General features: G+C 65.6%; 18 protein-coding genes. 15 read left to right on the top strand and 3 right to left on the bottom strand.

Annotated elements, in window-relative coordinates:
• The first annotated feature begins 118 nt into the window (after positions 1–118).
• The 5 genes from ACTIAO_RS03575 to ACTIAO_RS03555 all read left to right on the top strand — a co-directional run bounded on the left by ACTIAO_RS03575 (position 119) and on the right by ACTIAO_RS03555 (position 3,354).
• Positions 119–619 carry a helix-turn-helix domain-containing protein gene (locus ACTIAO_RS03575; protein ID WP_441904897.1) on the top strand — a complete coding sequence of 167 codons (501 nt, stop codon included), beginning with the start codon at positions 119–121 and terminating at the stop codon, positions 617–619.
• 58 nt (positions 620–677) lie between these two features.
• The gene (locus ACTIAO_RS03570; protein ID WP_441904896.1) at positions 678–1,934 is read left to right on the top strand and encodes a sensor histidine kinase; all 1,257 of its coding nucleotides are present in this window, start codon (positions 678–680) and stop codon (positions 1,932–1,934) included.
• Entirely contained in the window at positions 1,931–2,602 is a 672-nt protein-coding gene (locus ACTIAO_RS03565; protein ID WP_441904895.1) for a response regulator, read from the top strand. The genes ACTIAO_RS03570 and ACTIAO_RS03565 overlap by 4 nt, the downstream gene beginning before the upstream one ends.
• 74 nt (positions 2,603–2,676) lie before the next feature.
• Entirely contained in the window at positions 2,677–2,940 is a 264-nt protein-coding gene (locus tag ACTIAO_RS03560) for an AbrB/MazE/SpoVT family DNA-binding domain-containing protein (protein WP_441904894.1), read from the top strand.
• Positions 2,941–3,354 carry a PIN domain-containing protein gene (locus ACTIAO_RS03555; RefSeq protein WP_441904893.1) on the top strand — a complete coding sequence of 138 codons (414 nt, stop codon included), beginning with the start codon at positions 2,941–2,943 and terminating at the stop codon, positions 3,352–3,354. It abuts the gene before it with no gap.
• A gap of 52 nt (positions 3,355–3,406) precedes the next feature.
• Here the strand turns inward: ACTIAO_RS03555 and ACTIAO_RS03550 are convergent, their stop codons facing one another.
• Complete coding sequence (locus tag ACTIAO_RS03550) at positions 3,407–3,979, bottom strand: NADPH-dependent FMN reductase (protein ID WP_441904892.1); 573 nt, start codon at positions 3,977–3,979, stop codon at positions 3,407–3,409.
• 140 nt (positions 3,980–4,119) lie between these two features.
• On the opposite strand from ACTIAO_RS03550, the gene ACTIAO_RS03545 reads away from it, so the two are divergent.
• The 4 genes from ACTIAO_RS03545 (at position 4,120) to ACTIAO_RS03530 (ending at position 8,052) form a co-directional block, all read left to right on the top strand.
• Positions 4,120–5,292: a benzoate/H(+) symporter BenE family transporter gene (locus tag ACTIAO_RS03545; protein WP_441904891.1), complete on the top strand. Its 1,173-nt coding sequence runs from the start codon at positions 4,120–4,122 to the stop codon at positions 5,290–5,292.
• A 78-nt stretch (positions 5,293–5,370) separates the two neighbouring features.
• On the top strand, positions 5,371–6,267 hold the full coding sequence (locus ACTIAO_RS03540; protein ID WP_441904890.1) for an ABC transporter ATP-binding protein: 897 nt from the start codon (positions 5,371–5,373) through the stop codon (positions 6,265–6,267).
• Positions 6,264–7,367, top strand: a complete 1,104-nt coding sequence (locus ACTIAO_RS03535; protein ID WP_441904889.1) for an ABC transporter permease — start codon at positions 6,264–6,266, stop codon at positions 7,365–7,367. Before ACTIAO_RS03540 ends, ACTIAO_RS03535 begins: the two co-directional genes overlap by 4 nt.
• Positions 7,368–7,464: 97 nt before the next feature.
• Positions 7,465–8,052, top strand: coding sequence for a nitroreductase family protein (locus ACTIAO_RS03530; protein ID WP_441904888.1), 588 nt, complete (start codon positions 7,465–7,467; stop codon positions 8,050–8,052).
• A gap of 416 nt (positions 8,053–8,468) precedes the next feature.
• Here the strand turns inward: ACTIAO_RS03530 and ACTIAO_RS03525 are convergent, their stop codons facing one another.
• Positions 8,469–9,065, bottom strand: a complete 597-nt coding sequence (locus ACTIAO_RS03525) for a TetR/AcrR family transcriptional regulator (protein ID WP_441904972.1) — start codon at positions 9,063–9,065, stop codon at positions 8,469–8,471.
• A 144-nt stretch (positions 9,066–9,209) separates the two neighbouring features.
• Here ACTIAO_RS03525 and ACTIAO_RS03520 point away from each other — a divergent pair, with 144 nt between their 5' ends.
• From ACTIAO_RS03520 to ACTIAO_RS03495, 6 genes are all read left to right on the top strand, one after another.
• Positions 9,210–9,953: an enoyl-CoA hydratase/isomerase family protein gene (locus tag ACTIAO_RS03520; protein WP_441904887.1), complete on the top strand. Its 744-nt coding sequence runs from the start codon at positions 9,210–9,212 to the stop codon at positions 9,951–9,953.
• Positions 9,950–10,792, top strand: a complete 843-nt coding sequence (locus tag ACTIAO_RS03515; protein ID WP_441904886.1) for a 3-hydroxyacyl-CoA dehydrogenase family protein — start codon at positions 9,950–9,952, stop codon at positions 10,790–10,792. The genes ACTIAO_RS03520 and ACTIAO_RS03515 overlap by 4 nt, the downstream gene beginning before the upstream one ends.
• Positions 10,785–12,902 carry a phenylacetic acid degradation bifunctional protein PaaZ gene (gene paaZ / locus ACTIAO_RS03510; protein WP_441904885.1) on the top strand — a complete coding sequence of 706 codons (2,118 nt, stop codon included), beginning with the start codon at positions 10,785–10,787 and terminating at the stop codon, positions 12,900–12,902. Before ACTIAO_RS03515 ends, paaZ begins: the two co-directional genes overlap by 8 nt.
• A 121-nt stretch (positions 12,903–13,023) precedes the next feature.
• Positions 13,024–13,893, top strand: coding sequence for a DUF222 domain-containing protein (locus ACTIAO_RS03505; protein WP_441904884.1), 870 nt, complete (start codon positions 13,024–13,026; stop codon positions 13,891–13,893).
• A gap of 65 nt (positions 13,894–13,958) precedes the next feature.
• Entirely contained in the window at positions 13,959–14,393 is a 435-nt protein-coding gene (locus ACTIAO_RS03500) for a hypothetical protein (protein WP_441904883.1), read from the top strand.
• 868 nt (positions 14,394–15,261) lie between these two features.
• Entirely contained in the window at positions 15,262–15,873 is a 612-nt protein-coding gene (locus tag ACTIAO_RS03495) for an NUDIX hydrolase (RefSeq protein WP_441904882.1), read from the top strand.
• On the opposite strand, the gene ACTIAO_RS03490 is transcribed toward ACTIAO_RS03495, so the two are convergent.
• Positions 15,820–16,839, bottom strand: coding sequence for a hypothetical protein (locus tag ACTIAO_RS03490; protein ID WP_441904881.1), 1,020 nt, complete (start codon positions 16,837–16,839; stop codon positions 15,820–15,822). The genes ACTIAO_RS03495 and ACTIAO_RS03490 overlap by 54 nt on opposite strands.
• Positions 16,840–17,224 lie beyond the last annotated feature (385 nt).

The raw sequence follows: 17,224 nt of genomic DNA, 5'->3' as shown, positions 1-17,224 counted from the left end.
CAGCATCGAACGCACTCTTTCGCCCATGCACGGCGGCCTCGGAGACTGGTACAACTGGTACTTAATAGCTGAACTCCCCCGATGCGTGGCCCGCCCCGAGGCAGCGTAAGGAGATGCCATGACGCCCGCTGAGGATGACACCGTCGCGCAGTTCGCTGCGGATCTGCGCGCCCTGCGACTCGGCGTCAACAGTCCGACACTCCGGCGACTGGAGCATGACACCGGGATCTCGAAGTCCGTGCTCTCTGAGGCCTTCAACGGACGACACCTTCCCTCTCTGCGCACAACGGCCCGGATCGCCCAAGCCTGCAATGCGGATCCGGGCGCGTGGGTCCAGCGACGCGATGCGCTCGTGATCACTCTGAGCCGCCAGGGTGTGCCACTCGACGCCGTCCTCACGCCCACGGTGTCAACTCCGGTGTCCGCGGAGCTCGGACGCACGCACGTCCTCCGCCGCAGCACGGTCGTAATGTTCGCCATCGCAACCGTTGTACTCAGCGTGGTTCTCAGTATCGGACTCAGCACGGTGTTCGCGCATCAGGTTCTTACGGGTGCTCACGCCGGTGCGCCGACGCTCCACAGCACAGTCATCGATGCCAGGGCGCCGCTCCCCGCCTGACGAACAAGTCCCCCGCAGGGCGGATGCCGCGGCATCCACTCCCCCGTACCGTGGAGGCATGTCCGACTTCTCCCGCGTGCTGACCGCGCGCCAACGGCGGGGCGACGCGCTGCTCGCCGCCGTCGTCTTCGTGGCAGGTGTGATCAGCGCCGCACTCTCTGCGGTGTCCGAGCTCTACGGCGACCAGCAGGCGCCGCTCTGGCAGGCGCTGATCTATCTCGCCGTCGTGGCCGTTCCTCTCGCGTGGCGTCGCATCCACCCGGGTCCCGTGGCGGTCATCGTCGCCGTCGCGTACTTCGTGGCCGTGACGCTCCACATTCCCGAGATGTATGCGGGCAACATCGCGATGTTCATCACGCTGTACACGGTGGGCGCCTGGATGCAGAACCGTCGCTCGGCTCTGCTCGTGCGCGTCGGGATCATCATCGGCATGTTCGTGTGGCTGCTGATCACGATGTACCGGGACGCGATCGACACCGCTCATGAAGAGGACGTCATCGCCGGCGCCATGTCGCCGTATGTGGCGTTCATGATGCTGCAGGTCCTCCTGAACGTACTGTACTTCGCGGGCGCCTATTACTTCGGCGAGCGCGCATGGAACGCCGCGACGCAGCGTCATGCTCTCGAGCAGCGCACCGCCGACCTCGAGCGCGAGCGCGAGGTGACCGCGGCCCAGGCCGTCGCCCTCGACCGGGTGCGGATCGCCCGCGAGCTGCACGACGTCGTCGCCCATCATGTGTCGGTCATGGGCGTGCAGGCCGGTGCCGCGCGCATGGTCATCGACCAGGATGTCGCGAAGTCGAAGCAGATACTTACCGGAATCGAAGACTCCGCACGCACCGCGATCAGCGAACTGCGCAACCTGCTCGAGACGTTGCGATCATCGGATGCTGAAGCAGACAGCTCCTCCACCGTCGATCTTGCCGATATCGCGCAGCTCGTCGATGCGGCGAACGATGCCGGCATGCCGACCGTCTTCACCGTGGTCGGCGCGGAGCGCCCGGTGCCATCAGTCGTCCAGGTGAACCTGTACCGGATCGCGCAGGAGTCCCTCACGAACGCCCGCCGCCATGCAGGAATCGGCGCCACGGCCGATGTGCGGCTGCGCTACACCGAACACGACATCGAGCTCGAGGTCGTCAACACCGGCCGTCGTCTTCTCACCCCTCGACCCGGCATGGGGCAGCTGGGCATGCGCGAACGCGCCCTGGCATCAGGCGGAACGATCGAATCCGCACCTCGCGAGCAGGGCGGTTGGCGCGTGCGCGTGCAGGTCCCGCTCGCCTCCCCTGCGCTGATCGGAGCACCTGCATGACCGACCCGATCCGCGTCCTCCTCGTCGATGACCACGCGATGCTGCGCGCAGGTTTCCGCACAATTCTCGACACGCAGTCAGACATCACCGTCGTGGGCGAGGCGTCGACGGGCGCCGAGGCTGTGGCGGCGGCATCCGTACTGAAACCCGACGTGATCAGCATGGACGTGCAGATGCCCGATATGAATGGCATCGATGCGACCCGGCTCATCGTCGCCGACCCGGATGTGCACGCCGCGATCGCGATCGTCACGACCTTCGATCGCGACGATTACCTGTTCGACGCGCTGGATGCTGGTGCCAGCGGATTCCTCCTCAAGAACAGCGGCCCGGAAGATCTCGTGGCCGCTGTCCGCGTTCTCGCCGCCGGCGATGGGATGCTGGCACCCGAAGTCACCCGTCGAGTGGTGCAGCGGTATGCGGCATCGCGGGGCGAAGCTGATGTGCCGGCGGCATCCGCTCCCCTCGTGCTCGCCGAGCCCTTCACGAACCGCGAGGCCGAGGTGCTGGCACTCATGGCCGAGGCGATGAGCAACGCGGAGATCGCAGCGCGGCTGTATATCGGTGAGGCGACGGTGAAGACGCACGTCTCGCGCATCCTGCAGAAGCTCGGAGCGCGCGACCGCGTGCAGGCCGTCGTCCTCGCCCTGCGCGGTGGCCTCGCGTAAGGTTTTCTTTAATCTTCCTTACTCTTTACTCTCCGGCGGAGGAAACCTAATCTGGTGGAAGAGGAGGTTCGATCATGCCCACCGCCACAATGACCAGCAAGGGTCAGATCACTGTGCCGAAGGAGATTCGGGAGGCCCTGCACCTCGAAGCTGGAGCGCGGATCACGTTCGTACGACTATCGAACGGTTCGTACAGCCTGGTGCCGCGCACCGGAAAGATCCAAGACCTTTTCGGCATGCTCTATGACCCGAACGCACCAACGATGTCGATCGAAGACATCAACGACGCGATTGCCGATGGCGCTGCCGAAAGCGGCATGCGGGGCATGGAGGACTGAATGCTCACCTACGGCTCCATGACAGCGATCGACACGAACGTGATCCTTCGGGCGGTACTCCACGACCACGCGGCTCAGTCGCCGGTCGCAGAGCAAGCACTTTCACAGTTCACCCGCGACAACCCCGGTTTCATCACGGCGGTAACGCTGGCTGAGGTCTATTGGGTGCTCGCACGCCAGAAGCGCTTCACGAAAAGGGACTGCCTGCGTGTGATTAATGGCCTTCTCGCCAGTGACAACCTCGAGTTTGACGACGACGAGGGCGCCCTGCTCGCGCTCCACCTCGCCGAAGAAGGCGCCGACTTCGCCGACGCGCTCATCCACCAGACGGCCGAGCAGTTCGGGGCGCACACGACGGTCACGTTCGACCGGAAGGCCGCCGACACCCTCGGCTGGACGCTGCTCGAGAGTTAACGACGGATGCCCCGAAGCACAATGCTTCGGGGCATCCGATCGACCAGAATGCTTACGCGTTCACGAGCTCCGCGGAGTGCTGCACGCGCGAGATGAGAGCGTTGAACGACTCGAGGTAGGCGACGAGGAAACCGGCGGTCGAGTCGTCGGTCACCTGGCCCTCATCGGTGAACAGTCCGGGGCGGTCCTGGATGAAGCCCTCGGGCTGACCCATGGTGACGGCGCTGAAGTGGCCGAGGATCGCACGCAGGTGCTGCTGGGCCGCGGCGGTGGCGATACCACTGCCGGACGTGCCGATGACCGCGACGGGCTTGCCGAAGAACGACATCTGGCCGTACGGACGGGTCGACCAGTCGAGCGCGTTCTTGAGCACGCCGGGAATGGAGCGGCTGTACTCGGGGGTCACGATGATGACACCGTCGACGTCGGCGATGGCCTGCTTGTAGTCGAGCGCGACCTGGGGGAACTCAGCGTCGTAGTCGGGCGAGTAGAAGGGCAGGTCCTTGATCTCGATCTCGACGAGCTCAGCGCCCTCCGGCGCGAGGTTCGCGAGCACGCGCGCGAGGCGACGGTTGATGGAGGTGCTCGAGATGCTTCCGACGATGTATCCGATGGTGCGGGTCACAGGTATTCCTTCTGTTCGGGCTCATGCGAGCTGTTCGGGCTCATGCGAGTCGTTTGCGGTCTGCAGTGGTCAACGACCGCCTGCAGGATTCTATTCCTACGCATATAAGAATCCGATGGGAACCCGCTAGCCTCATCCCTATGACCGACGCGCCCGCCCCGCTGTCGCGCCCCATCTCCGCAGGCATCGTCACCGCGCTCGTCGGCTTCACCAGTTCCTTCGCCGTCGTCCTCACCGGCCTCGACGCGGTTGGCGCCACAGCATCCGAGGCAACAAGCGGACTCATCATCCTCAGCCTCACGATGGGGATCGCGTGCGTCATCCTCGCGTGGCGATATCGGATGCCGATCACCGTCGCGTGGTCGACACCGGGAGCAGCCCTCCTCGCCGCGACCGGTGCGGTCGAAGGCGGCTGGCCCGCCGTCACCGGTGCGTTCCTGGTGGTCGCAGCGCTCACCGTGCTCGCAGGCCTGTGGCCAGGGTTCGGCAGACTCATCGCGCGGATTCCCGCATCCATCGCTCAGGCGATGCTCGCGGGCGTCCTGCTACCGCTGTGCCTCGCGCCGATCACCGGTCTCGCACAGAACCCATGGGGTGTCCTCCCCGTCCTCGTGACCTGGCTGATCTTCCTGAGGTTCGCACCGCGCTGGGCAGTGCCCATGGCCTTCGTCGCCGCCGCCGCCGTCGTCGGTGTCGAACTCATTCGCACCGGCGCACCACTGGATGCCGCGCTCCTCATTCCTCGACTCGAACTCACCGCGCCCACCCTCACCGTCGGCGCCCTGATCGGTGTCGCCCTGCCCCTGTTCATCGTGACGATGGCGTCGCAGAACGTCCCCGGTGTCGCCATTATGCGCAGCTTCGGCTACGAGGTTCCCTGGCGCCCGGCGATGCTGGTCACCGGTATCGGCACCGCCCTGGGCGCCCCCGCGGGCGGTCACGGCATCAACCTCGCCGCGATCAGCGCCGCACTCGCGGCATCCCCCGAGGCGGATCCCGACTCGAAGCGACGCTGGGTCGCCGGAGTGTCCACCGGCTTCTCGTACATCGTGCTCGGCGGCTTGGCCGCCGCATTCTCCGCCCTCGTCCTCCTCGCTCCCGCCGCTGTCATCCCCGCTGTCGCCGGTGTCGCCCTCTTCGCCGCGCTCGGCTCGGCGGTCCATCAGGCCGTCGCCGATCCTCACGAACGCATGGCCGCGGTGGTCACCTTCCTCATCGCGGCATCCGGTCTCTCGATCGCCGGCATCAGCGCCGCATTCTGGGCGCTGGTGGCGGGACTCGTCGTCCGCGCGCTGCTGATCAGACGGAACTGACCGCACCCGCAGGGCGGAGGCGCAAGATCCACCCTGCGGGGGATGCCGCCACCGATACCCGTTCAATAGCGTGGAGGCATGACCTCAGGAACACTGCAGCTCACCGGCGTCACCAAGAATTACGGCTCACGCCGGGTCCTCGATGATGTCTCCTTCTCGGTCGAAGCCGGCCACCTCACCGGATTCGTCGGCGGTAACGGCGCAGGCAAGACCACCACGATGCGGATCATCCTCGGTCTCCTCGCCTCCGACGGCGGTGCCGTCACTCTCGGGGGAACCGCCCTCACCCCCGATGCCCGTCGGCAGTTCGGCTACATGCCGGAGGAACGGGGCCTCTATCCCAAGATGAAGGTGCTCGAGCAGGTCGTCTACCTCGCGCGTCTGCACGGATTCACCAAGGCGGATGCTGTCGAGAAGGCCACTGCCCTTCTCACCGAGCTCGGACTCGGCGAACGGCTGAACGACAACCTCGAAGCGCTCTCGCTCGGAAACCAGCAGCGCGCACAGATCGCGGCATCCCTCGTGCACGACCCGGAGGTGCTCATTCTCGATGAGCCGTTCTCGGGCCTTGACCCGCTCGCCGTCGAGACCGTCGCCGGCGTACTGCAGGAACGAGCAGCGCGTGGCGTCTCGGTGCTGTTCTCCTCGCACCAGCTCGACGTCGTCGAACGACTCTGCGATGACCTCGTCATCATTGCCGGCGGCACGATCCGTGCCGCCGGTCCTCGCGAGCGGTTGCGCGAAGAGCATTCGGCGCCGCGCTGGGAGCTGGAGAGCACCGGCGACGTCGGCTGGCTGCGCGAGGAACCGGGTGTGAGCGTCGTCGATTTCGAAGGCGGCAATGCCGTGTTCGACGCCGAAGACCCGGCAATCGCTCAGCGCATTCTTCGCCGCGCACTCGAGGGCGGCGAAGTCAGCCGCTTCACTCCCCAGCATCCTTCGCTCTCGCAGATCTTCAAGGAGGTCATCCAGTGACCACGTCCACGCAGGCCACCACCGCTCTCTCCCCTGCTCAGGGCGTCTGGCTCGTCGCCGAGCGCGAACTGAGCACAAAACTGCGCAGCAAGGCGTACCTGATCTCCACCGGCATCCTGCTCCTGATGGCGCTGGCCGGTGTGATCTGGGCGGGAATCGCGAGTGCGACGCCCAGCATCACGCACGTCGCCGCGACGAGTTCGGCATCCGCCGTGCTGGATGGCGCAGAGGGCTTCGAGGTCACGGAGGTCGCCGACCGCGCCGCCGCCGAGAAGCTCGTCGCAGACGGTGATGTCGAGGCTGCGCTGATCGACGACGAGTCATCGGCGACAGGGATCGTCGTCATCGCCGACAAGGAGGCGCCGCAGTCGCTGGTCATGATGCTCTCGCAGTCGCCGACCGTGGGGCTGCTCAACCCCGAGCCGGCTGGCGGCGGCCTGCGTTACATCCTCGGCATCGCATTCGGACTGGTGTTCATGATGTCGGCGATCACATTCGGCACGCCGATCGCGACGAGCGTGGTGGAGGAGAAGCAGACGCGCGTCATCGAGATCCTGCTCTCGGCCATCCCCGCACGACTGCTCCTGGCAGGAAAGGTGATCGGAAACACGATCCTCGCGATCTCGCAGATCCTGCTTCTGGTCGTAGTGGGCACGATCGGGCTCATGGTGTCCGGGCAGACGGCTGTCCTGCAGGGAATCGGCGGACCGATCGCCTGGTTCGCAGTGTTCTTCTTCTTCGGATTCATCCTGCTCGCGGCGATGTTCGCGGCGGCCGGATCCCTGGTCTCGCGCCAGGAGGATGTCGGTGCGACGATGACCCCGGTGATGTATCTGACGATGATCCCGTACTTCCTGGTGATCTTCTTCGGCGACAACCCGATCGTGATGACCGTGCTCTCGTACGTGCCGTTCTCCGCGCCCGTAGCGATGCCGATCCGGTTGTTCTTCGACGAGGCCGCATGGTGGGAGCCGCTCGCATCGCTGGTGATCATGCTCGTGGCCTGTGCGATCGTCGTTCTCCTCGGCGCGAAGATCTACGAGAACTCGCTGCTGAAGATGGGGGCGCGGGTGAAGTTCCGTGACGCGCTGCGTCGCTGATTCCGACTCTCTGGGCGAGGCGCCCAGAGAGGTGCATTAGCCTGAATGAGAATGCGGACGACGGGGTCCGAGCACCACTGCGACCCCGAAAGGCACCATGAGCACTCCCACTCTTGAGCGCATCGCTTCCACTTCCGTCCCCGTCCTCGATGTTCTGGCCGCACGCTGGAGCCCCCGGGCCTTCGACGCCACGACACCGATCGACGAGGCCAAGCTCGCGGCCGCTCTCGAGGCCGCCCGCTGGTCACCATCGGCGAGCAACACGCAGCCGTGGCGCTTCATCGTCGCTCGTCGCGGCACCGAGCTGCACTCGCGGATCGATGACGCCCTCGTCGGCTTCAATCGCGAGTGGGCGGGCGCAGCCCAGGTGCTGATCGTCGCCCTGTCAGAGGATCAGGATGCCGACGGCAACCCCCGTCCGTGGGCGCAGTACGACCTCGGTCAGGCTGTCGCGCACCTCTCGGTGCAGGCGCACGCCGACGGACTGTACGTGCACCAGATGGGCGGCATCGTGCGCGATCAGCTGCGCGCCCTGCCCGGAGTCGAGGAGCGCTTCACCCCGACATCGGTGATCGCTCTCGGTGAGCTCGGCGACTCGTCGACGCTTTCTGAGAAGCTGCAGGAGCGCGAGGCCGCTCCTCGCGTGCGCCGCTCGCTCGACGAGACGGTCATCGCCTCGGCATAGGCGGGGCTCGGCGTAGCCGCGGCTCGGCGTAGCCGCGGCTTCGACTCGCGGAGACCCGCGCTGAGCGAGCGCCAGCGAGTCGAAGTGTCGCTCACCCCGTTTCGTCTCGCTCCGCTCGCTCAACGACCCGTGGCACGAGCCGGCGCAGCCCGTTGAGCGAGGACCCTTCAGCGCGGGCCGTTGAGCGCAGGCACTTCAGCGCGGGGCCGTTCAGCGCAGGACTCTTGAGCACGGGCCGTTGAGCGCAGGCGCTTCAGCACGGGCCCTTCAGCGCAGGCACTTCAGCGCAGGCACTTCAGCGCAGGACTCTTGAGCACGGGCCATTCAGCGCAGGCACTTCAGCGCGGGCCGTTGAGCGCAGGCGAAGCCGGAGACGAAACGCGTTGAGCGAGCCGAAGGCGAGTCGAAGCGTCCCCTCACCCCCGCTTGCTCAGTCCGTCCAGGGCGACGCCCAGCACGTCGTCCGCTAACTCGGCAGCGCCCTCGGGCCCGGTCGGGCGGTACCACTCGACGATCGAGTTGACCATGCCGAAGAGCAGTCGCGTCGCTACGGACGCGCGGAGATCATCGCGCACGGTGCCCTCTTTCTGCGCCGCACGCACGAGGGCTGTGACCTCACGGTCGAACGCGCGCCGGCGCTCGACGGCGGCACGTTCGACACCGCTGTTCCCACGCACGCGCAGCAGCAGCGTGACAAAGGGGAGCTTGTCGACGAGGACGAGGACGGCGCCGCGCAGCACGTGCTCGAGCCGCTCGCGGGCGGTTCCTGCCTTCGCGTCCGGCTCGCGCAGAACGCCTTCGAGTGAGCCGATCGCTTCTTCCAGCGCGACCTCGAGCAGCGCCTCTTTGGATTCGAAGTGATGGTAGAGCGCTGACTTCGACAGTCCCAGCCGGGTCGCGAGGGTTGCCACCGAGGTCGCGTCATAGCCCTGCTCGATGAACACCTGCACCGCGACCTCGAGCACCTGCCGCTGGTCATAGCCCGGGCGCCCACGACGAACGACGGTCTCCATCGATGGCTGCTCCGACACTGGCACGCGCTCCAGTCTGGCATCATTGCCGACTCCGGACTTCCTTGTCATACTTAAATACTGAACGAATGGTCAGGAAATGGCCATACTCGAACCAGGAAACCGACGATGCAGTCTGGGGCAGCCATGGATGATGCACTCCTTGCCGTCGAGCGACGCCCGGACCGCGTGATCGCCCGGTTGAACCGACCGCACAAGCGCAACGCGATCGATCGCGAGATGATCGATGCCCTGCACGCGCTGTGCGCCGAGCTCGAGGCCGAGCCGCGCATTCTGATCCTCACCGGCGCGGGAGAGGACTTCGCTGCAGGCGCCGACATCACCCAACTGCGCGCCCGTCGCGCGGAAGATGCGCACCGCGGAATCAATGCCAATGCGTTCATCCGCATCCGCGAGCTGCCGATGCCCGTGATCGCAGCGCTCGACGGCTATGCGCTCGGCGGCGGTGCGGAGCTCGCCTACGCCGCCGACATCCGCATCGCCACTCCGCGCCTGAAAATAGGAAATCCCGAGCCGACTCTCGGCATCATCGCTGCGGCCGGTGCGACCTGGCGACTGCGTGAGATCGTCGGCGAGGGTCTGGCGAGCGAGATGCTGCTCACCGGGCGCGCGCTGGGAGCCGACGAGGCGCGAGCCGCGGGGCTCGTGTCCAGCGTCCACCAGCCCGATGAGTTGATGTCGGCGGCGCACGCGATCGCCGATCGCATCGCGGCCGCCGATCCGCTCGCGATCCAGCACACGAAGACGGCGCTGCGCGCCGGGCGCGATACTCACCCCGTCATCGATGGCGAGCTGCAGGCGGAGCTGTTCGAGAGCCCCGAGAAGATGCGCCGGATGACCCAGTTCCTCGAGCGGACGGGGCGTCCATGAAGGTCGGAGTCCTCGGCGGCGGCCGCATGGGTGCCGGAATCGCGCACGCCTTCCTCCTTGCCGGCGACGATGTCACCGTCGTCGAGCACGACGAGGGGACGGCGAATGCTGCGGATCAGCGCGTCCGCGCGAGCATCGCACGCTCGATTGAGCGCGGATCGACCGACCGCGATTCAGGCGACCTGAATCGCGCACTGCACGTCGGCTACGACATCGCCGCATTCGCGCCGTGCGAGCTCGTCATCGAGGCAGTGCCCGAGGATCGAGCGCTCAAGACGAACGCCCTCGTGCGCATCGAGAACGCAGCCCCGGATGCTGCCCTCGCGTCGAACACATCCTCGATCTCGATCGACGATCTGGCGACGACGCTCCGCCGGCCATCCCGCTTTCTGGGCCTGCACTTCTTCAACCCGGTGCCGGCATCGGCGCTGGTGGAGATCGTCGCGGGCTCGGCGACGGATGCCGACCTCGTCGAACGTGCGCGCGAGTGGGTCGAGACGCTCGGCAAGACACCGATCGTCGTGCGCGACTCCCCCGGCTTCGCCTCCAGCCGCCTCGGGGTGGCGCTCGCTCTCGAGGCGATCCGGATGCTGGATGCCGGGGTCGCCTCGGCGGAGGACATCGATCGGGCGATGGAGCTCGGATACCGGCATCCGATGGGGCCGCTGCGCACCACCGACATCGTCGGACTCGACGTGCGGCTCGGCATCGCCGAGGAGCTCCAGGCGGTGCTCGGGGAGCGATTCGCACCGCCCGCGCTCCTGAGGCAGCTGGTTTCCGAGGGAAAACTCGGCCGCAAGAGCGGCGAAGGCTTCTACAGATGGGATGACAATGAGTGAGATCCTGCCCAGCTACGTGCAGGGGTCTTGGTGGACGCCGAGCACGGGTGCGGACATTGATTCTGTGGCCGACGCAGTCGTGGTTCGTGACGCTTCGACCGGCGAGCAGATCACCCGCGTGAGCGCCGCCGGGCTCGATCTGGGCGCGACGCTCGAGTATGCACGCACCGTGGGGCAGACGTCGCTCGGAAAACTGACCTTCCACCAGCGTGCGGTTCTTCTCAAGAAGTTCGCGCTCGCTCTGACCGAACGCAAAGACGAGCTCTACGCGCTTTCCGCGCGCACTGGCGCGACGACGGCCGACTCCTGGGTCGACATCGATGGCGGCATCGGGGTGCTGTTCGCGTACTCCGGCAAGGGACGCCGCGAGCTGCCCAACGCACAGGTGTACGTCGACGGACCAGTCGAACCGCTCTCGAAAGACGGCTCGTTCCTCGGCCAGCACGTGTACTCTCGACTGCCCGGCGCGGCCGTGCAGATCAACGCGTTCAACTTCCCCGTGTGGGGGTCGCTGGAGAAGTTCGCTCCGGCATTCCTCGCCGGGATGCCCACCATCGTGAAGCCCGCGACGCCCACCGGATACGTGACCGAGGCGTTCGTGCGGATCCTGGTCGAGTCCGGCTTGCTGCCCGAGGGGTCGCTGCAGCTCGTGAGCGGCAGCGTGCCGACGCTGTTCGAGAACCTGCGGCTCGGGGATCTGGTCGGATTCACCGGCAGCGCATCGACGGCCGCGCTGCTGCGCGAGCATCCGTCGGTGCAGAATGGCGGGGTCCGCTTCACCGCCGAGACCGACTCGATCAACGCTTCCGTGCTCGGCCCGGATGCGACCGAAGGAACACCGGAGTTCGATGCCTACATCCGACAGCTCGTCACCGAGATGACCTCGAAAGCCGGACAGAAGTGCACCGCGATCAGACGTGCGGTCGTTCCCACCGCTCAGGCGGATGCCGTGGTCGATGCCGTGCGTGCCCGCCTCGATGCCAAGGTACGCATCGGCGACCCCCGCGCGGAGGGTGTGACGATGGGACCGCTCGTCTCGCTCGCGCAACGCGATGAGGTCCTGCGGCAGGTGCGGGCTCTCGTCGATGGCGGCGGACGGATCGTGATCGGCGACCTGGCAGCGTCCGCGGCTGCGTCTGGAGCCGCGTCTCTGGACGCGGCAGGCGTCAAAGTACGCCGCGCCGATGGGACGACCGGCGCCGCACCGGAGGGCGCCTTCATCTCGCCCGTCCTGCTGCGTTTCGATGACGCGAACGCCGAGGCCGTCCACGCGGTGGAGGCCTTCGGTCCGGTGTCTTCGCTGATCACGTACGACACTGTGGCAGCAGCATCCGACATCGTCGCCCGCGGCGGCGGATCTCTCGTGACGAGCGTCGCGACGCACGATACGGCCTTCGCCGCGCAGATCATGTCCGGCATTGCCGCATCGAACGGCCGCGTGCTCTTCCTGGACCGCGATGATGCCCGCTCCTCCACCGGACACGGTTCCCCGCTTCCGGGCCTCGTGCACGGTGGCCCCGGTCGCGCCGGCGGCGGCGAGGAGCTCGGCGGCATCCGCGCCGTGCTGCACCACATGCAGCGCACGGCCGTGCAAGGGTCGCCCGAGATGCTCACCGCGATCACCGGAGTGTGGCATTCCGGTGCGAGCGTGCGGGATGACAGCATCCACCCGTTCCGCAAATCGCTCGCGCAGCTGCGCATCGGCGACCGGATCGCGTCGGGCACGCGCGAGGTCGCGCTCGACGACATCGAGACGTTCGCGCACTTCACCGGCGACACCTTCTACGCGCACATGGACGATGAGTCGGCCGCCGCGAACCCGTTCTTCCCCGGACGCGTCGCGCACGGATATCTGCTCGTGTCGTGGGCCGCGGGCCTGTTCGTCGACCCCGAGCCGGGGCCGGTGCTCGCCAACTATGGGCTGGAAAACCTGCGCTTCATCACTCCGGTGTCGCCGGGCGATAGCATCCGCGTCGAGCTGACCGCGAAGCAGATCACACCGCGCGAGACGGACGAGTACGGCGAGGTGCGCTGGGATGCCGTCATCCTCAACCAGGATGACGCGACCGTCGCGACCTACGACGTGCTGACGCTGGTCGCGAAAGAATAGTGCGCGTCAGAAACTGTAGCGTCTGCAACTTTCAGTAGCGCGAAGAAAATTCTTTGAAAAAGTTCTCTGATCAGCCTGATTTCCGGGTCTGAATGTCGGTGGCCCTCGGTTGAATAGAGGTATGAACAGCATCGTCGCTCACCTCGAAGACCTGGAACGGTCTCTCGGTGGCGCGTGCGCCGAGGCGTTCGATGCTGAGGCGATTCCCGACCTGGCGGATGCTGAGATCGCGGCGCTGCTCGAAGTGACCGGGCGGATCCAGAAGCGGGTGGAAGGGCTGCAGGTCGAGGCGTCGGTACAGGTTCTCGAACGCTCGACGCCGATGCGAGACGACAAGATCACCGAGAAGTACGGCTGGGGTCGCCCGGTCGATCTCGTGCGCGCGCTGATGCGCACCGAGACGCGGGATGCGAACCGTGTCGTGAAGACCGCACGGCTGCTGTCGCGCACCCGAGGAATGTCGAGCGGAGAGTTCCTTCCGGCGCGGTATCCGCAGCTACGTGCAGCAATGGTCAACGGGGTGATCGGGGTGTCAGGGTTGCTTGCGGCGATGGAGCCGCTCGAGCAGTCCCGCAAGCGCATCCTCGATGATGCCCGACTCGAGGCCGACTGGCAGCTCGCCCAGCTCGCCCGCGGATTTACCGGTGCGGACGATGGAGATGCCGATAGTTCGGATGCCGGTGGCCCGCCACCTGTGCCGGAGGACCTGCGTCTGCTGTCGAAGGTGCTGGTCTCGTATCTCGATCCCGACGGGGCAGAGCCCTCAGACGAGATCGGCGCACACACGCGCGGCTTCACGATCGGGCGCGAGCGCGACGGCGCTGTTCCCGTGCGCGGAAACCTGCTGCCCGAGATCGCCGGCCAACTGAAACTCCTGCTCGACAGCCTCCTCAACCCGCGCGTGGATGCTCCGGACGATCCCACCACCGGCGTCCACTTCGTCGACAGTTCGGGTGAGGGATGGCCTGCAGCGGGGCCGAAGCGTTCGTAGGAGACGGTCGCGGTGACGCATATCCGACAGCCTTCTCATTCCCCTCACACCGAACAGCTATCCGTGTGGGCGCGAACTGGAACAACCCTGCCCCCTATCAGATCTACTGGGAGAAAAGCACGGGGATCACGCGCAAGATGGTCGGCGGGGTGGTTGTCGAAACCAAGCAGGCTAGCCCCAACGGGATCGAGGTTCTCGATACGTGGATGACGACCGGAGTCGCGCACTTCGACATCCGCCACGATGTGGGGGACCCATTCTGCATCACGGGCAGTGTGAAGTATCGTGAGACCGTCCAGTTCTGGAAGACAGGTGCGGTTGCAGTAAACGGACGACACAACAACGTCCCAAACCATGAGTCTTATGCTTCGTACAACTATGATTCTCTTGGGAACCAGACATTTACCAAGGTTTGGAACTTCGGCACCCCGGACTTCAAATGCCTCGTTGGCTGGTTTGCATGGTGTGATAAGTCCTACACGGCTTCAAAGAACTTCTGAGGGACACCTTGGGTGATATGAAGATTCGTGAGGCAGACCGTCGTAACGCATTCCGCCTGTCGGCGGTCGGCCTCGCAACCCTTCTAGTCGCGATGCTTGGGTGGTGGGCGGTAACCGAGTTGATCCTTGTCGGAGCTGTTCCTTTTGATAGAGTTGCCATCCTCTTTGCATTAGCAGCGCTCTTCGCCGTCCTCTCCGCAACAGTCGTCATATTTACGACAGGTCGCATGATGGTGAAGTGGACATGGGTGATCCCCGTAGTTGGGCTTGCATTACTAGTCCTCATTGCTATCGTCTCGACAGGCACCAGTTGGACTGGTATCGCACCTCTCGTTGTATTCTGGGGCCCTCCGTTTCTTGCTTGGGCATTGCTCTGGCGACTTGCAGCGACCTTGGTGCTCCCGGCTTCTCCAAGCTCACGAGGCTCGCACCGATAGGGGAGCGAAGTCAAGGCGATCACCGCTCGCGACACCAGAACGTCGGTGAACCATAAGGTCCCGAGTAAAGGGGATCTCTTGACGGAGTATAGAAAGTTTCGACAAGGGTGCCGTGTTCACGGGATCGGCTGCTGCCGCCAGCATGGGTGTTCGTGTCGCCTGCGCCCAGGTTTGGGCGGTGCGGGGAGCGGAGCGGACCGCGCCGTCCGCTGAGCCTTCCTGATGTTGATTCTTCTTCTTTCTCCTTCTTCGTCTGGTGTCTCGATGTGCCTCGGCGATATTGCTTCAGCTTCGATGGCAAGTCCCGTTCACGGGGCGCGGCAGCACTGACCAGCAAATTCGGGAGACCGCCCACGATGATGCGAACAGCACGCGCTCATTGTGAACTTTGGTTTAGTTTCGATGAGGGTGCGGACGGTTAAGCTGGGGTGGTGAGTTCGGACGAGGTTGAGCAGTTTGATGTTTCGGCGATGGGTACGCCGGAGAGCTTGGCGACGGTCCAGCACGGAGAACGGTCTCTGTATGACAACCCGTGGGTGCACCTGACGAAGGTCGATATCACCCCGCCGGACGGGCGACGGTTTGAGCATCACGTGGTGCGGTTGCAGCGGGTCTCTCTGGCGCTCGTTTTGGACGACGAAGACCGGGTGCTGATGTTGTGGCGGTACCGGTTCGTGCCCAAGGCATGGGGGTGGGAGCTTCCGGGCGGAATCGTCGATGGCGACGAAGACCCCCGCGTGACCGCAGAGCGGGAAACTTTGGAAGAGACCGGGTGGCGTCCGGGGCGGCTGTCTCGTCTGGCGGAGTTCCAGCCCATGCCGGGCATGGTGGACACCCCACATGAGATCTATACGGGCCGTGGCGCGGAACACGTCGGCGACCCCTCGGACGCGGAAGAAGCATCTGTCGTACGGTGGGTGCCGCTGGCGGTGATCCCCGCACTGATCTCGAAGGGCCTGGTGATGGGGGCGGGGTCTCTGGTCGGCTTGCTACAGGCCCTGGCCAGTGGTGCCGGGAAGCAGAATTCGGTCAATCCTTCGTAGGAGGCGTTGCGAGCCGATCTGTGCGGCCAGGAATCGCGCTTCCCTGATATGGGCGCGAGCTTGGTCTCGGTCACCAGCAACGGCGTGAGCGATGGCAAGGTCCGCGTGAAGGCCGGTGAGGGCCCGAACGAACGGTCCTTGGTCGATTGTCTCCATCGCCCGCGTCAGATCAACGATGGCTTCGGCGTTGCCCAATCGTGCTAATGCGCTGCCGCGCCACCTCGTGAGGTGTGCATCGTTCAGGCTGAGAAACGGCAAGGCTTCATCGGCGGTGTCCGTGGGCAGGGACTGTTGGGCGCGGTCGAACGCGCGGAGCGCATCGGTGGTGTTTCCGCTGGCGGCAGCGAATTCTCCCTCGGCAGCGGCCAGCCAGGCGGTCAACAGTGGCGGGTGCGACCCGAGACTTTTCGCGTGTTGGATCGCATCAAGCGCGCGGTGTGGGTCGCCCACTTCGAGGAGCGCGTATGCCTGTTCGCCGATCGCGTGAGCCAAAAGGATAGGCGATCCGGCTTCCAGAGCAGCATTCCGGGCGCGCTTGAAGTGTTTCCACGCCCGCTTGGCCGCTCCAGCATCAAGAGCCTGCCACCCGGCCAACGCCCCGGCGTCGGCCAGGACACGCGCAAGCCCTATCCGGACTCCGGGGGTCATCGAATGATCGAGGTGCCCTTGTATCCGTCGGATGTGCGCGGACATCTGGTCCAATAGCGTCGCGGCCCCGAATGTGCGGTCCTGCAACCGCAACGCGTGGGTCTGCTGGTCGAACACGCCGATCAGGACAGAGTCAACCCTGGCGGTACTGGCCAGACGTGCGGCCAGCTCTGCCGTCTCGTCGCCGACGATCAGGGAGGATCGGCCAGTGAAGCCGAGTTCCGCATTGGTGAGGTTATAGAGGCGCCGCAGCACCTGGCGGCTGTGTTCGTCGGGCGTTTGGTGACCGTTCTCCCAGCGAGAAATTGAAGTCCGCAACGAGTCCGGTCCTGCGGTAGCAATGTTCAGCTCCGATGCCGCGCGTGCATACTCCCTGACTGCCGTCCGCTGACTCCACCCTCGGGCTTCCCGTGCCCTCGCCAAAGCACTCTTAGCGGGCGGCGGTGCGCGGCGGGTCCCAGTCATGGTGGACCCCATCTTCCCCGATCTGGCTCCCGATTGCCCAACGTGCGACGGGGGTGGCCGTGATGTAGCGGGCTGTAGCGGTGGGCTGCTGCACGGTGCCACTTATCCGCGGAAGGGGGTTCGCGGTGTGCTTGATGGAGCCCCAAGAGATCCCATCCGGGATTGACGGGCAGACCAGAAGGAGCAACGGAGTGCTGCTGTGCTGGTGGCACCACCGAAACCTGCACCTGTCCGAGTG

This window comes from Microbacterium sp. (assembly GCF_052099035.1).
Classification (GTDB): Bacteria; Actinomycetota; Actinomycetes; order Actinomycetales; family Microbacteriaceae; genus Microbacterium.
This window is presented reverse-complemented; position numbering and strand designations above follow the sequence as displayed.

Bases quoted from the DNA above. Each gene is read 5' to 3' on its own strand.
- ACTIAO_RS03505 (WP_441904884.1), top strand. From the start codon at position 13,024: ATGAACAGCATCGTCGCTCACCTCGAAGACCTGGAACGGTCTCTCGGT.
- ACTIAO_RS03540 (WP_441904890.1), top strand. From the start codon at position 5,371: ATGACCTCAGGAACACTGCAGCTCACCGGCGTCACCAAGAATTACGGC.
- paaZ (WP_441904885.1), top strand. From the start codon at position 10,785: ATGAGTGAGATCCTGCCCAGCTACGTGCAGGGGTCTTGGTGGACGCCG.
- ACTIAO_RS03520 (WP_441904887.1), top strand. From the start codon at position 9,210: ATGGATGATGCACTCCTTGCCGTCGAGCGACGCCCGGACCGCGTGATC.
- ACTIAO_RS03515 (WP_441904886.1), top strand. From the start codon at position 9,950: ATGAAGGTCGGAGTCCTCGGCGGCGGCCGCATGGGTGCCGGAATCGCG.
- ACTIAO_RS03560 (WP_441904894.1), top strand. From the start codon at position 2,677: ATGCCCACCGCCACAATGACCAGCAAGGGTCAGATCACTGTGCCGAAG.
- ACTIAO_RS03565 (WP_441904895.1), top strand. From the start codon at position 1,931: ATGACCGACCCGATCCGCGTCCTCCTCGTCGATGACCACGCGATGCTG.
- ACTIAO_RS03555 (WP_441904893.1), top strand. From the start codon at position 2,941: ATGCTCACCTACGGCTCCATGACAGCGATCGACACGAACGTGATCCTT.
- ACTIAO_RS03575 (WP_441904897.1), top strand. From the start codon at position 119: ATGACGCCCGCTGAGGATGACACCGTCGCGCAGTTCGCTGCGGATCTG.
- ACTIAO_RS03525 (WP_441904972.1), bottom strand. From the start codon at position 9,065: ATGGAGACCGTCGTTCGTCGTGGGCGCCCGGGCTATGACCAGCGGCAG.
- ACTIAO_RS03530 (WP_441904888.1), top strand. From the start codon at position 7,465: ATGAGCACTCCCACTCTTGAGCGCATCGCTTCCACTTCCGTCCCCGTC.
- ACTIAO_RS03545 (WP_441904891.1), top strand. From the start codon at position 4,120: ATGACCGACGCGCCCGCCCCGCTGTCGCGCCCCATCTCCGCAGGCATC.
- ACTIAO_RS03570 (WP_441904896.1), top strand. From the start codon at position 678: ATGTCCGACTTCTCCCGCGTGCTGACCGCGCGCCAACGGCGGGGCGAC.